The sequence below is a fragment of the Pseudomonas sp. N-1-13 genome, assembly GCF_057787095.1.
This window is the reverse complement of sequence record NZ_JBYNRI010000001.1, coordinates 4,958,169-4,973,357: the sequence shown is the minus strand read 5'-3', so window position 1 is coordinate 4,973,357 and position 15,189 is coordinate 4,958,169. Positions and strand designations below refer to the sequence as shown.

Genomic DNA, 15,189 nt, shown 5'->3' with positions numbered 1-15,189 from the left:
GGTATGGGCCGCGGGCCAGGCAGTAAATGCGTAACGCCTGAAAGACTTGTGGGAAAAGGCGATACGTCCTAAACCAGCTGCTGTGGTACGCAGTGCTTTTGGATGTAGGCGTTTTCCTGAGTCTTGGTCTCGGCAGATAAAGCAACGGCGCCGTCAGAAACGCCGCCGTTGCCTACCTTTATTTGCTGACGCTGACGCCGTAGAAGGAGTTCAAGCCAAACGGGCTGATCTTGAAGTCCTGCACATTGGCGCGCATGGGTTGATACACCGTCGAGTGAGCGATAGGTGTCATTGGCACAGCGTCCTTGAGGACGTGTTGCGCCTGTTTGTACAGTTCGGTGCGCTTGGCCTGGTCGGTCGTGCGCTTGGCCTGCTTGACGAGGTCGTCGAACTTCTTGTCGCACCATTTGGAGAAGTTGTTGCCGGCCAGCGAGTCGCAGCCGAACAGCACGTTGAGCCAGTTGTCCGGGTCACCGTTGTCACCGCTCCAGCCAATGATCATGGCCTGGTTCTCGCCGCCCTTGGAGCGCTTGATGTACTCGCCCCACTCATAGCTGACGATGTTGACGTTCAGGCCGATCTTCTTCCAGTCGGACTGCAGCATTTCAGCCATCAGCTTGGCGTTCGGGTTGTACGGACGCTGTACCGGCATCGCCCACAGGGTGATGTTGGTGCCTTCCTTGACGCCGGCTTCCTTGAGCAGCGTCTTGGCTTTCTCAGGGTCGTACTTGGCGTCCTTGATGGTGGTGTCGTAGGACCATTGGGTCGGCGGCATGGCGTTGACCGCCAGTTGGCCAGCGCCCTGGTAGACCGAATCGATGATCTGTGGCTTGTTGACCGCCATGTCCAGCGCCTGGCGAACTTTCAGGTCGGCCAGAATGTTCGGCTCGTTGCTGCCCTTGATCTTGTCCATCACGTTGTAAGCGATGTAGCCCAGGTTGAAACCCGCCTGGTCAGGCATCTTCAGTGCCTTGTCTTCCTTCAGCGCCTTGAGGTCGGCTGGGCGTGGGAAGAGGGTGACCTGGCACTCGTTCTTCTTCAGCTTCTGGATGCGTACCGATGGGTCGGTGGTGATGGCGAAGATCAGATTGTCGATCTTCACGTCTTCAGGCTTCCAGTAATCCTTGTTCCCGGTGTAGCGGATGTTGGAGTCTTTCTGGTAGCTCTTGAACACGAACGGGCCGGTGCCGACCGGCTTCTGGTTGATGTCGGGGGCCTTGCCTTCCTTGAGCAGTTGGGCCGCGTACTCGGCGGACTGGATCGAGGCGAAGCTCATGGCCATGTTCTGGATGAACGCGGCGTCAACATCCTTGAGGGTGAACTTGACGGTGTGGTCGTCGACTTTATCGATCTTGGTGATGTTGGTGTCCATCCCCATGTCGGTGAAGTACGGGAATTCGGTCGGGTAGGCCTTACGGAACGGGTCATCCTTGCTGATCATGCGATTGAAGGTGAACAGCACGTCGTCGGCGTTGAATTCACGAGTCGGCTTGAAATACGGGGTGGTGTGGAACTTGACGCCTTCACGCAAGTGGAAGGTGTAGGTGAGGCCGTCTTCGGAAATGTCCCATTTGGTCGCCAGGCCAGGAATCACAGCGGTGCCGCCGCGTTCGAACTGGGTCAGGCGGTTGAACATGGTTTCTGCAGAGGCGTCGAAGTCGGTTCCGGTGGTGTACTGACCAGGGTCAAAACCGGCCGGACTCCCTTCGGAGCAGAACACCAGGTTAGTCGCCGCATGGGCGAAAGGTGCGCTGGCTAACAAGCCTGCGCCGACTAAAAACGGAATGACCGCGTGTTTAAGCATGTTGGCCTCATGATTTGTTGTCATTTTTGGATTTGAGGGCGACCTCGTGAGTCGTCCTGCGGATACTTATGCAGGCCCCATACCCAATGCAAGATCCAGAGCGGTTACAGGCCTGAAACAGTGGCACGAACGTACCTTAATGTCGCATCTGTGTAACTTCTGACGCATTTGATCGTTTGCGGGGCCGTTTTTGATACAAGTTGCGCCCGATTCCTGTGCGCCTCGAAGGTATTTGTGCACCGCATTGGGGCAGGTATCACCCCATGAAACCCGCGAGATAGAGGGGTGCAACCCAAGGGTCCTTGTGTGTTTAACCTCGCGGCCTTTGTGTGTATTGCGCGCTACTGCATGTGACTGATCCTCTGTGGGAGCAAAGCTTGCTCGCGATGGCAGCCTGACAATTACCCCTCCATCTCCAGACCGGTGGTCCGTACAGCCCCTTGTTTGCGCATTCATTCATTGACGCCAGAATAATGGCTATCTAATATCGCGCCACTATTTTGATGTCACTTTCTGGCCCGGGGTAAGCACCTGCCTTCACCCACCCCTGGAGCAAAGTCGTGTCTGGTTTTGCCGCCGCTCGACATTCGCATGGAAGTGCTTCTTTAAATTCCTGCTGCAACGAGACTCGATCATGGACGACCGCCAACACGCCTTTCTGGCCCGCCAGCCTTCTGCTGCCTTGCAAACCCGTGAGCACTTCTGGGGCATGCCCAAACGCGGCCTGGCGTTCCTGTTGGCCAACGTCATGTTCTGGCAACCGCTGTGGGCCCAGGCTGACGGCATCGTGGTCAGCGCACCGGGCACTGGCCTGGACCGGGCCGGCAACGGCGTGCCCATCGTCAACATCGCCAAGCCCAACGGTAGCGGCCTGTCCCACAACCAGTTCAAGGATTACAACGTCGGCAGCAACGGCGTAATCCTCAACAACGCCACCGCCCGCACCCAGTCCACCCAGTTGGGCGGGATCATCCTCGGCAACCCGAACCTCAATGGCACGGCTGCCAAGACCATCCTCAACGAAGTCAACGGCGGCAACCCCAGCCAGTTGCGCGGCTACACCGAAGTGGCGGGGCAGTCGGCCCACGTCATCGTCGCCAACCCGTACGGCATTACCTGTAATGGCTGCGGTTTTATCAACAGCCCGAAAGTGACTTTGAGCACCGGCAAGCCGGTGGTGGAAAACGGTCGGCTGGATCGTTATCAGGTGGATAAAGGCAGCGTCGCCATCGAAGGCGCAGGCCTCAACGCCAACAACGTCGACCACTTCGAAATCATCACCCGCAGCGCCAAGATCAACGCCGAGATCCAGGCGAAAAACCTGACGATTATTGCCGGACGCAATGACGTCAACGCCGACACCTTGAGCGCCACCGCCCGCGCTGATGACGGCAGTGCTAAACCGCAACTGGCCATCGACTCCTCGGCGCTGGGCGGGATGTACGCCGGGGCGATCAAGTTGGTGGGCACCGAGGCCGGCGTCGGCGTGAAGCTGGACGGCAAATTGATTGCCAGTGGTGGTGATATTCAGCTCGATGCCAATGGGCACCTGAGCCTGGTCGATACTTCGGCCAGCGGCGCCGTCAAGGTCAAGGCCGCCAGCCTCGACGCCCGTGGTCCGGTCTACGCCGGCACCACGTTGAACGCGCAAACCCAGGGCAACCTGACCAACCAGAAAACCCTCGCGGCGCGCAACTCCATCACCCTGAATGCCGGTGGGCAGTTGAGCAACAACGGCATCATTGAGGCCGGGGTCAATGCTGATAACTCGCGCAATGCGGCGGGGGATATGAGCGTTACTGCGCAAACTCTGAGCAACAACGGCAAGAGTGTGATCGCCAGTCGCAATCTGACGGCCAATGTTGCGCAGACGTTGAACAACCAGGGGGGGACCTTGAGTGCGGGGCAAACCGGCACGGTAAAAGCCGGGACGTTGGATAACCAGAGCAAGGGGCGGGTGCTGAGTAGTGGTGCGTTGAGCGTGACGGCCGACAAGCTGCTCAACACTCAAGGAGTGGTCAGCAGCAACGGCAACCTGACGGCCAATGTTGGGCAGTTGAACAATCGCAACGGCCAGCTCAACAGCTTGAGTGACGTCACCTTGAATGTCGCCTCGCTGGATAACACCGCAGGTCGGTTGCTCAGCGGTGACGCACTCACCGCCAGCATCTCGGCGCACCTGCTCAATCAGGCTGGGTTGCTGTCATCGACCGGGCTGCTGACCCTCAATGCGGCGAGCCTGGACAACCGTCAGGGCGGCGTCATTACCACCGCCCAGGCAGCGAGTCTTAACGTAGGCAGTCTGGATAACCGGGGCGGTGAAGTGTCGAGCCAGGGCGTCCTGGCGCTGGCCGGCACCGAGTTGGACAACAGCGATAGCGGCAAACTGATTGCCTATGGCGACCTGAGCCTGACTCTCGAACGCGTGAACAACCAGGCCAAGGGTTTGATCTCCAGCCGCGCCGCTCTGGCTATTGATGGGGAGCAACTGGATAACCGCCAGGGATCTCTTTATGCACAGCAAGGGCTGAATCTGGACCTGCGCGGACAACTGCTCAACGCCCAGGGCAGCGTGAAAAGCGACACCACGGCCAGCGTCAAAGCGGGCGAGATGAATAATGACGGTGGTCAGCTTTCCAGTTTGGGAGCGTTGAGCATCGACAGCGCCGCGACATTAAGTAACGTCGACGGCAGCCTGATCAGCAGCGACACGCTGTCGTTGAAGGCCGGCCAGGTGAATAATGCCGCTGGCCGCATCGCCAGTGAAAAAGCTCTGGACGCCAGTGTTACCGGTCTGGATCAACAACAAGGTGAGTTGTTCAGCAACACCAGCCTGAGCCTGGACATGAACCAGGGCCAGTTGAACAACCAGGGCGGCCTGATCAACGCCACGGGTGCGTTGCTGCTGAGTAACCTCAAGGACGTCAATAACCAGAACGGTGAAATCTCCAGCCAACAAGCGTTCACCCTGGCGGCGCAGAACCTCGATAACAGCGGCGGCAAATTGCTGAGCAATCAAGGTCTGGTGCTCAGAACCGCCCAGCTCCTGAACAACGCCCGGGGCGTCATCTCGGCGGCGTCCTTGGACAGTCGCAGCAACAGCCTGGACAACAGCGATGGCCTGATCAGCAGCCGCGATCAACTCGACCTGACGGTCGACACCCTGCTCGACAACCAGCGCGGCTCATTGATCGCCGACGGAGCTCTGCTGTTGGTCGCGGATCGCCTGGACAACCGCGCCGGGAGCATCGCCGGCAAGACCGGGCTTGAGGCCACCGTCACCTCGCTGGATAACCGCGAAGGCACGTTGATCAGCACCGATGCCTTGACGCTCAAGGCGACCAGTCTCGACAACCGTCAGGCCGGTTTGATCGGCGCGACAAAAGCGCTGGATCTCGATGTCGACGACCTCGACAACCGTGGCGGTGAGCTGTCGAGCAACGCAGACGTCACCCTGATCAGCCAGAACCTCGACAACAGCGATGGCGGCCAGGTATTCGCCGGCCAGGCGCTGAAGCTGACCGTGGATAAACTGCTCAACCGCACCAAAGGCCTGCTCAGCGCCAAGGCTGGACTCGAGCTGGATGGCGGCTCCCTCGACAACAGCGGCGGCTACCTGATCAGCCAGCAGAACCAGCGCATCAACCTGAGCCGCGATCTGCTCAACACCCAAGGCCAACTCAGCAGCGAAGGCACGCTGAATGTCAGCGCCGCCAACCTGACCAACACCGGCGGCAGCCTGTCCAGCGCCGCCGACCTCACCGTGAAAAGCCTGGGGCGTCTCGACAACCAGGGCGGCGAACTGGTCACCGACGGCGCGCTGCTGCTCAGCAGCGCGGCGCTGGACAACCGTCAGCAGGGCAACATCAGCGGCAAAGGCACGGTGAGCGTCACCACTGGCGCGTTCGATAACAGCCAGAGCGGTCGCCTCAACAGCGGCAGCACGCTGAACCTCGTGGCTGGCCAAGTCACCAACCAGGATGGCGGGAGCATCGGCAGCCAAGGCGCGTTGACCGCGTCGGTGTCCGGTCTGGATCAGCAGGGCGGCAAGCTGTTCAGCAACACCTCGCTGAGCCTGGACCTGAACAATGGCCAGCTCAACAACCAGAGCGGTTTGATCAACGCCCCCGGCGTGCTGTTGCTGAAAAACCTCAACGGCGTGAACAACCAGGGCGGTGAAATCTCCAGCGCCGAAGCCTTTACCTTGGCGGCCAATAATCTCAACAACGACAGTGGCCGGTTGCTCAGCAGCCAGGGCCTGACCCTGCGCATCGCCCAGGCGTTGAACAACGTCAAAGGCCTGATCGGCGCGGCGACCCTGGATGCCACAGCGCAAAGCCTGACCAACAACGGCGGCACCCTCACCAGTCGCGGCAACCTCGACCTGACCGTCGATCAGCAACTGGATAACCAGGCGCAAGGCCTGATCAGCGCCGCGCAACTGCTCACGCTCAACAGCGGTGATCTGAACAACCAGGGCGGTAGCGTGCTGGCAGGCGGTGCCTTGGTCCTCAACGCCATGGCCCTGAACAACAGCGCCGATGGCCTGATCAATGCCCAAGGCGACCTTACCCTCGGTGCCGAGTCCCTGGATTCCAGCGACGGCGGTGAAGTGTCGGCCAAGGGCGACATCAGCCTGACCCTCGCATCGCTGACCCAAGACGGCGGCCGCCTGTTGGGCGAAAAAGCCGTCACCCTGAACCTGGGCAACGGCGACCTGAACAATCGCAATGGCTTGATCACCGCCAAAGGCCCGCTGACCTTCAACGCCCTGCGCGACCTGAACAACCAGGGCGGCGAAATCTCCAGCAGCCAAAGTTTCAACCTGCGCGGCCGGACGCTGGACAACAGCGGCGGCAAGCTGATCAGCAGCCAGAACCTGAGTCTCGACGGCAAAACCCTGGTCAACCAGAACGGCCTGGTCTCCGGGTGGCAAGGGTTGCTGGTCAACGGCACCAGCCTGGACAACCGCAATAACGGCACGCTTTCCAGCCGCAACGGTAACGTGAACCTGACGCTGCTGGGCAACCTGCTCAACAGCAATGGCGGTGCGCTGGTCAGTCAGGGCAGTCTCGGTGTGACAGCCGTTTCGGTGGACAACACCCAAGGCATTCTCAGCAGCGGTGGCGCGCAAGACCTTATCCTCAGCGGCGCCCTCGACAACGGCCAGGGTGGCCTGATCGACAGCGGCGCGGGCCTGATCATCAAGACCACGGCCCTGGACAACGCCAGTGGTGCCATCAACGCTCAACAAGCACTGACCCTTAACGCCAACGAACTGGATAACCGCCAAGGCAACCTGATCGGTAACGCGGCGGTCAACCTGAACCTCAACGGTGCCCTCGACAACAGCGGCGCCAAACTCGCCAGCGCCGGCCCGCTGACCGTTAAGGGCGCGACGGCGATCAACAACCAGGGCGGCCAAATCGCCAGCCAGGATCAAATGACCCTGACCACCGGCTCCCTGGACAACAGCAACACCGGCACCGTCGCGGCAAAAAATGCCCTGGCGGTCACCGCCACCGGAGCCGTGCAGAACCATACCAACGGCCTGATCTACAGCCAGACAGCCGACGTCAACCTGAAAGCCGCGAGCCTGGTCAACGGCAAGGGCGAGATGCAAGGCCAGACCGGCCTGACTGTTGAATTGAGCGGTAACCTGGACAACCAGGGCGGCAAACTCATTGCCCAGACCGGCGATGTCAGCCTCACCGCGGCCAACATCGACAACCGCGGCGGCACCCTTGCCGCGCTCAAGGGCGCCCTTGAAGCGCGCACCGTGGGCGTATTGCGCAACGGCTTCGATGTGAACAACAAGGGCGGTGTGATCCAGGCGCAGAGCCTGAACATCCGCGCATTGGCCGGCCTGAACAACAACGGTGGCCGTATCGCGGCTCAAACCGGCGATGTCCTCATCAACACCGCTGACCTGAACAACCGCAACGGCGGCCTCTACGCCACCGGACTGCTCAGCGCCATCGGCACCAGCCTGGACAACACCGCTGGCCAGATCGCCGGCAACCGCATCGACCTCGGCCTGAGCGGCACCCTGACCAACCGCAGCGGCATCCTCGAAAGCGACAGCACCCTGGCCGTGCGCGCCGCGAACCTCGACAACCAGAGCGGCAAATTGCGCGCCTTGGGCACCAGCGGCAAAACCGATTTCCAGATCGGCAGCCTCTTCGACAACCGTAACGGCAACCTGGAAACCGCCAACACCCACCTGACCCTGGCCGCCAACAGTTTCCTTAACAGCGGCGGCCAATTGCTGCACCTGGGTGACGGCACGTTCGACATCTCCCTGCCCAACGTCACCGGCGCCGGCGGCACCATCGTCACCCGCGGCGGCCTGACACTCAACGCCGACACCTGGACCAACACCAGTGTCATCCAGGCCGGGCGGTTGAACGTCAACGTCAAGAACTTCACCCAGACCGCAACCGGGCAACTGCTGGCTTCGACGCGGCTGGAGGGTAAGGGCGGGAACTGGATCAACCATGGGTTGATCGCCAGTGATGGCGGCATGGGCTTGCAGTTGACCGGGCGGTATAGCGGCAATGGCCGCGTCACCAGCCTGGGCGACATGACGGTAGACGCCGCTGCGATCGACCTGAGCAGCGTGGCAAGTATTACCGGCGGCGGGACCACGACGATTGGTGGCCGCGGTGGCTTGAGCAGCCTGAATAACTACGGGCGGCTGACATCGGCGGGTGCGTTAAATATCAATGCGGGCACCATTAATAACTATGGGACCGTGGCTGGCGCGGATGGATTGAAACTGACGGCTTCGACCTTGCTGAACGACCAGGGTGGGTTTTTGTTCAGCGGTGGGGATTTGAAGTTTCGGGTGGGGAGTTTGACCAACCGTAAGTCGGATGTTTATGCGTTGGGGGATATTGATGTAGCACGCAATGACCTGGGTGGACGCTCGGCGTTGATGGAAAATGATTCGGGCACTATGGAGAGTGGACGGGATTTTTCTATTAATGCGGATTCTATTATTAATAAGCGGGGGGATTTTAAGACTGAGGCTGAGTTGTATTCTTCGGCGTTGGGGTTTCGGTGTTATAGCTGTGATTCGCTTCCTTACTCGATGGATAGGCAGCCCTCCTCGCATTTGGTTTATCAGCAACAATACCGAGTTGTGGTGTCTGGGGACTCGACAGCTAAAGCGGCCTCGTTGATTGCAGGAAGAGACCTGAGCATTAAAGGGGACTCTTTATTGAACTCAATGTCAACCGTTACGGCTGGTCATGATATCGCGGTGTCGGTAGATAATTTTGAAAATTCAGGTGCGGCGTTGGGAGACTATACTAGTCAATCCTACTATAGTGCCAATGATCTGACGTTGGAGCAGATGAGGCAGGTTGTAAACTACAATATATATATAATGACGCTGGCTACACTGAGGGGGGAGTGCGTTTTTGGAATTCGGCGGGTGTTGAAACAGTAGAGTACTCTCGTATTCAACAATCAGGTTTTAAGCCTCCGGATAGAGAGCGCTTTCAAATAATTGGGCCAGTTGTTCTTTGGCTTGGAATGGTTCAGAATAGTATGCGGGCAGTTGTATTGGGAGAGTCCAAGTATTCAACTGGTGTTCGGGCCGAGTTACCCGTTTTCATAAAAAGCTCTACTCCATTTAATCAAGTAGTTGTCTCGTCTACCTCGTCCGACAGCTTGGTACCCGCCATCATCCAAGCCGGCGGCAACGTCTCCATCACCGCAACAAACAAAATCACCAATGGCGTAGAGCGTCCCTTCTCCGCCGGCATATCAACTTCATCCCGTAACACCACAACCGCCGCGTCAGGATCAGGCAGAACCACGGTCATCACACTGAACAGCCAACTCCCACCGGACCTGGCTCAACAACAGATAAACCCCCTGACACTTCCCGGTTTCAGCCTCCCGACCGGGCAAAATGGCCTGTTCCGATTGAGCGGGCAGGGTTCCAGCAATGCCTCGGCATCCCCGGCTCCGGCCGTGCCGCAGAACTGGACAATTGGCAACGCCAGCGTGAGCGCATCAGATCGCTCCACCGCCGCCCCAATCGCTAATGTGCGCGACATTCAGGTCGCCGACGCCACTCAGCTTTCGGCCTCTGATCGTCAGTTGCAGCCATTGACTGGTGACAACACTGGCGGGTCCGCCTTCCAGATAACCTCTCCAGCAGGCGGTGCCTCTGCAGGAACCCCAACACCTCCGACCAGCCAGGCCCTGGCACGAGTCACGGGCCTGCCGAGCGCAACGGTTACCTCGAAGCCGCATAAATACCTGATCGAGACCAACCCGGTCCTCACCGACCTCAAGCAGTTTACAAGCTCGGATTATCTGCTGACGAAGCTCGGCTACGACGCCGACACCAGCGCCAAACGCCTGGGTGACGGTCTGTTCGAACAACGCTTAATCCAGCAAGCCGTCGTCGCCCGCACCGGCCAGCGCTTCATCGACGGCCAGACCTCCGACGACGCGATGTTCAAGTACCTGATGAACAACGCCATCGCCAGCAAAGACGCCCTCAACCTGTCGATGGGCGTCACCCTCACCGCCCAGCAAGTCGCCGCGCTGACCCATGACATCGTCTGGCTTGAAGAGCATGAAGTGAACGGGGAAAAGGTGTTGGTGCCGGTGTTGTATATGGCACAGGCCAACAATCGTTTGGCGCCTAATGGTGCGTTGATTGCCGGCCAGAACGTCACGTTGATCGCCGGTAAGGATCTGGAGAATGCTGGCACCCTTCGGGCCACCAATAACCTCTCCGCGACCGCCGGCCAGAACCTCGCCAACAGCGGGTTGATAGAAGCCGGAAACCGTCTCGATATGCTGGCTGGCAACGACATCGTCAATAAATCCGGCGGGATCATCGCTGGGCGTGACATCAGCATAAAGGCGGTAGCGGGGGATGTGATCAACGAGCGGAGCATCACCACCGCAAGCGTCAGCAACAAAGGTTACAACCAGCTAAAGGATTACGCAGACAGCGCCTCTCGCATCGAGGCCGCCAATGACCTGACCATGGGCGCCGGTCGAGACGTCAACAGTGTCGGCAGCGTCCTGGTCAGCGGTCGTGACACCCAAATCGATGCAGGGCGGGATGTCAATATTGTCTCTGCGCAGCAACAGACCTCCAATACTGGTGGCACTCGCAGAAGTTCGATCACACAGTTGAGTTCGGACATGGATGTCGGGCGCGATGTTGTTGTGAATGCTGGTCGAGACTTTAACGCTATCGCTAGCCAGATCAGTGCTGATCGGAATGTAACGCTGACTGCCGACGAGAACATGACAATCTCTTCTGGCGCCAACGAAACACACTCTTACTACAAGTCTAAAAAAGTCACCGCCCAGGAAGACCACGTCAAACAAATTGGCAGCAGCATCAATGCTGGTGGTGATGTGAGGTTGGATGCCGGAAAAGACATAGCAGTCATCTCAAGTCGGATCAGTGCCGCTGACGAAGCCTATCTTGTCGCGGGTGAAAAACTTGAGTTACTGGCTGCGCAGGACAGTGATTACTCACTGTATGAGAAAAAGAAGAAGGGCAGTTGGGGAAACAAACAGTTCCGGCGGGATGAACTCACCAAGGTTACCCATGTTGGGAGCCAGATCACCACGGGTGGAGATCTGACGCTGCTCAGCGGAGGGGACCAGCGTTACCAAGTCGCCAATCTGAACAGCGGCAATGACCTGACTTTGCAAAGTGGTGGTTCCATCACCTTCGAGGGCGTCAAGGATCTAAACCAGGAAAGTCATACGAAGAGCAACACCAGCCTGGCTTGGAACTCAATGAAGGGCAAAGGCCACACTGATGAAACGTTGCGCCAAACCCGGCTGGTGGCTCAAGGCGAACTGGCCATCCAAGCCGTTGATGGATTGAACATTGACATCAAGCAAGTCAACCAGAAAACCGTCAGCCAAACCATCGACGCGATGGTTAAGGCCGACCCGCAATTGGCTTGGCTCAAGGAGGCCGAGCAGCGCGGTGATGTGGATTGGCGGTTGATCAAGGAAACCCACGAGTCATTCAAGTACAGCAGCTCGAGCCTCGGCCAAGGAGCGATGCTGGCGATCATTATTATCGTTACCGTCTTGACGGCTGGTGCCGGTACTGCTGGTGTTGGTGCGGTAGGAGCTTCAGCAGGGGCATCGGCTCAAACTGCCGCACTCGCAGCAGGTCTTAGCGAGGCGACTGCGGCTACCATCGCCGCCGCTGCTAGCGCGGCGACCTCTGCCGCCATATCAGGCGCCATATCGCAAGGCGCTATAAGCGTGATCAACAATAAAGGCGATTTGGGGGCCGTACTTAAGGACGTTACGTCAACTGAGAGCATGAAAGGCTACTTAATCAGTGGACTAGCTGCGGGCTTTGCTGCCGGAGTACTTGATAAGGCTTTTGGTGTTTCGTCAGCGGACGCAGGCAAGGCGACCCATGGTTTTGAACTCGGCAATCTGGATGGTTTTACCAAATTTGCCAGCTACACCTTGGCCCAAAACAGCTTCAGCACGGTAACCAGTACGGCGATAAATGGTGGGAGTCTCAAAGACAACCTCGCCCAGATGGCTATCAGCTCCGCTGCAGATGTTCTGAGTGCAGGGATATTTAACAAGCTCGGCACGCAATTGGAGTTTTCAGGGCTTCCCGCCAAAGTGGGTGCGCATGCCTTGGTAGGAGGGTTGATTGCTGAGCTCGCGGGTGGCGATTTCAGGACGGGCGCTTTAGCCGCTGGCGCTAACGAAGCCTTCGTGTCCTTAGTCGGTGACAAGATTTTTGCCGGGAATTCACACGAGCAGTTATTGGCAATGACGTCCCAGCTGATTGGTTTGACGGTTGCCGCGGCCGCGGGTGGGTCTGACAAAGATCAGGCTATCGCGGCGTGGGTTGCGCAGCAGGCGACCAAATTCAATTACCTGGAGCATGGCGAGAAAGAACTGTTTGTGAAGGATATGAGTGGGTGTGGCACGGATACTGTCTGTACCAAAAAACGTTGGGAGGAAGGAAAGTATAACGAAGACAGCTTGGCCAACATCGAATACGCGGAGGAAATCGTTGGATGGAAGCGCGCGACAGAAACACGTGATCGGGTTATGGACTCTCTAGATTCTATTCTGGCTATGCCCTGCCAGAACGATACGTGCAAAGTCTATAAGGCAATCCTCGTTGACCGCTCTTTGAAGGTCGTTGAATACCTGACAAAGGTGATTGGGGATTGGGCTCCGACGCTGGATCGGTTAGCGTTGATGGGGGGCGCGGCGGCGGGGGCTGGTAGCAGTGTCAGGAATAATGTACAGGCGGTCGAATCAAGGTTGAAAAATGCCTACGAGCTAGTGAGCGCTGGTGGTGCAAAAGCAACAACTAAGGTAATTACCGAGTATGGGCCTATGAATCAGGGCCCGTTACCGAAAGGAATCGCGGACACATTTCGTAGCGGTACGTATTCAGAGGTCGTTACTCAACAGCCGACCACGTTGTATCGTGTTTATGGTGGGACTGCGCAGGAGCTAGGTGGCTATTGGACAGCGACAAAGCCAGCAGGCCCTGTCCAGTCGATTATTGACAGCGCTTTGAAACCCGAATGGGGGAATACTGCTACAAATGTGGTCAAAATTGAAGTTCCTATAGGAACTAAGTATTTTGAAGGCGTAGCAGCTCCTCAAGGTGGATTAGTTGGGGGTGGTAACCAGGTGTTGTTTCCGAAAGATTTCAAAATTGACACTTCTTGGATAAGGCAATGAATGAGTGTAATTGGGAAGTTATAGAGGGATTTTCATCTCCTAGGGAGTATGAACGATTTTCTGCCTGGATCACCGAACAGGTTAAATCTGGGATAACAGAGCAGGCTCCTGTTCAGGACAGCTATGCGGGGCCAGGATTTGAAGAGAAATGGTTCAAGTGCATAGTGTCAAATGAAACGTGGAGATTGGTTTCCCCTCAAGCTCCTTTTCAAGGATACTGGGGGCCAGTTTAGAAAAGCAGGGTATAGAAAAACGGGCGCAGACAAAGAAAACGGGGACAGACCACGTTTTTTGTAATGTATTTTGAGAGGCTGAAACAGTAGGAAATATAAGGAGGTGATGTCTTTTTCTGGGTTGACTAAGCTTTTGAATCGACTTGTATGAGAAGGACCCTCCCTATATGCCACGTAGAGCGCGCGTCTTGATACCGGGTGTACCCTTGTGGATAACAGGGGCAGAGATTTACTGAATGGATATTCAAATAGATAGCCCGATTCGGGTTGCTATAAATTTAGTTGAGTTTGATGAGCACATTCCTACGATAAAGTTATTTGTAGAAATTGTTGTCGATAAGTTTGAGTTTTCTTTCTCGGTCAGCATGGGTTGCTGGGTGGAGTGTGCTGTATTTGATGCGTTTGTTGATATGCTTAAACGGGGGAGAGTAGCGCGGATTGAAGGTATGAATAATGACTTTTCGTTGTTGGTTGATGTTGAAAATAAAAAGTTGGTCTGGTCATGCGTCAAGAGGGATGTTGCTGGTAATGCGATAGGCGCTGGTGGGGAGGAGGTTTTAGTTGATGGTGCCGCGAGCCGAATTCTACAGGCGTTTGAAAGTTATCCGAAGTGGTGGTGACTGAAATGGAGAGTTAAATATTGGTCGATTTTTAAATGGGATTTGTAAAGTGAGTTGGCGACTTCCTGGGAGTAATAAAGGTCTGCTGTTTTTGGGGGGCTTGGCTTGGCGATAGAAGGGGATTTGCTACGCTGAAAGCTTCCACGGAGGAGGAATCAAATATGCCCAGGATGGGACGTATTATTTTACCGATTACCCACTCCATGTCGTACAAGGCGCCATAACCGTCAGGTGGTGTTTGCCGTTGCCGGGAAGTAACGGGCACAGACCACGTTTTCTGTGAGGCAAAAACGTGGTCCGTCCCCGTTTTTATTCTATTTATCGTATTGAATCGGCTTTAAATGGTGTAGGTATATGAATTTTCGTGACCTAGAAAGAAATGAATCTGTTGGTTGGTTGTCAGAGCAAAATCCATCCGCGCTAACGGAATGGTATCTCTCAGTACGTGATATTCCTCTTGCTCAGTTGGGGGTGGGAGATATTTGTCGTTCGTTAAGACAAAATTTGTTCGTTTGTGAAATATTACACGTGGCTGTAGAGATACTAAATAACGATGTGTTGGCAGGCGAACGCTATGATGGTGAACTGATTTCTGCTATTGCGGGCTTGGATTTGAGTTTTTTTCGGGAGAACTCAAGTGTGGTGCCACAGATTGTTCAAGCATTGCATGAGGTTATCCAGTTGACTAATGATGCGGAGTTGCTAAGAGATTCTTTGGGTCTAATAAAATCTCTTGAAAAATTCAATGAGTGAAGCTTTTTAGAAAAGCGGAAAGAAAGAGGAGGAAGGGGTAGATTTG

General features: G+C 56.6%; 4 protein-coding genes and 1 pseudogene. 4 read left to right on the top strand and 1 reads right to left on the bottom strand.

Annotation, left to right across the window (positions count from 1 at the left end; all coding sequences use genetic code 11):
• Positions 1-178 precede the first annotated feature (178 nt).
• The gene (locus AC3I65_RS22295) at positions 179-1,804 is read right to left on the bottom strand and encodes an ABC transporter substrate-binding protein (RefSeq protein ID WP_076383545.1); all 1,626 of its coding nucleotides are present in this window, start codon (positions 1,802-1,804) and stop codon (positions 179-181) included.
• Positions 1,805-2,438: 634 nt separating this feature from the next.
• Here AC3I65_RS22295 and AC3I65_RS22290 point away from each other — a divergent pair.
• The 4 genes and pseudogenes from AC3I65_RS22290 (at position 2,439) to AC3I65_RS22275 (ending at position 15,143) form a co-directional block, all read left to right on the top strand.
• On the top strand, positions 2,439-9,257 hold the full coding sequence (locus AC3I65_RS22290; protein ID WP_488524175.1) for a two-partner secretion domain-containing protein: 6,819 nt from the start codon (positions 2,439-2,441) through the stop codon (positions 9,255-9,257).
• Between the two features lie 734 nt (positions 9,258-9,991).
• A pseudogene (locus AC3I65_RS22285) lies at positions 9,992-13,537 on the top strand (DUF637 domain-containing protein); the annotation flags it as partial.
• Between the two features lie 469 nt (positions 13,538-14,006).
• Complete coding sequence (locus AC3I65_RS22280) at positions 14,007-14,390, top strand: hypothetical protein (RefSeq protein ID WP_488524174.1); 384 nt, start codon at positions 14,007-14,009, stop codon at positions 14,388-14,390.
• A 354-nt stretch (positions 14,391-14,744) separates the two neighbouring features.
• Positions 14,745-15,143, top strand: a complete 399-nt coding sequence (locus AC3I65_RS22275; RefSeq protein WP_454864365.1) for a contact-dependent growth inhibition system immunity protein — start codon at positions 14,745-14,747, stop codon at positions 15,141-15,143.
• The last annotated feature ends 46 nt before the right edge of the window (positions 15,144-15,189 follow it).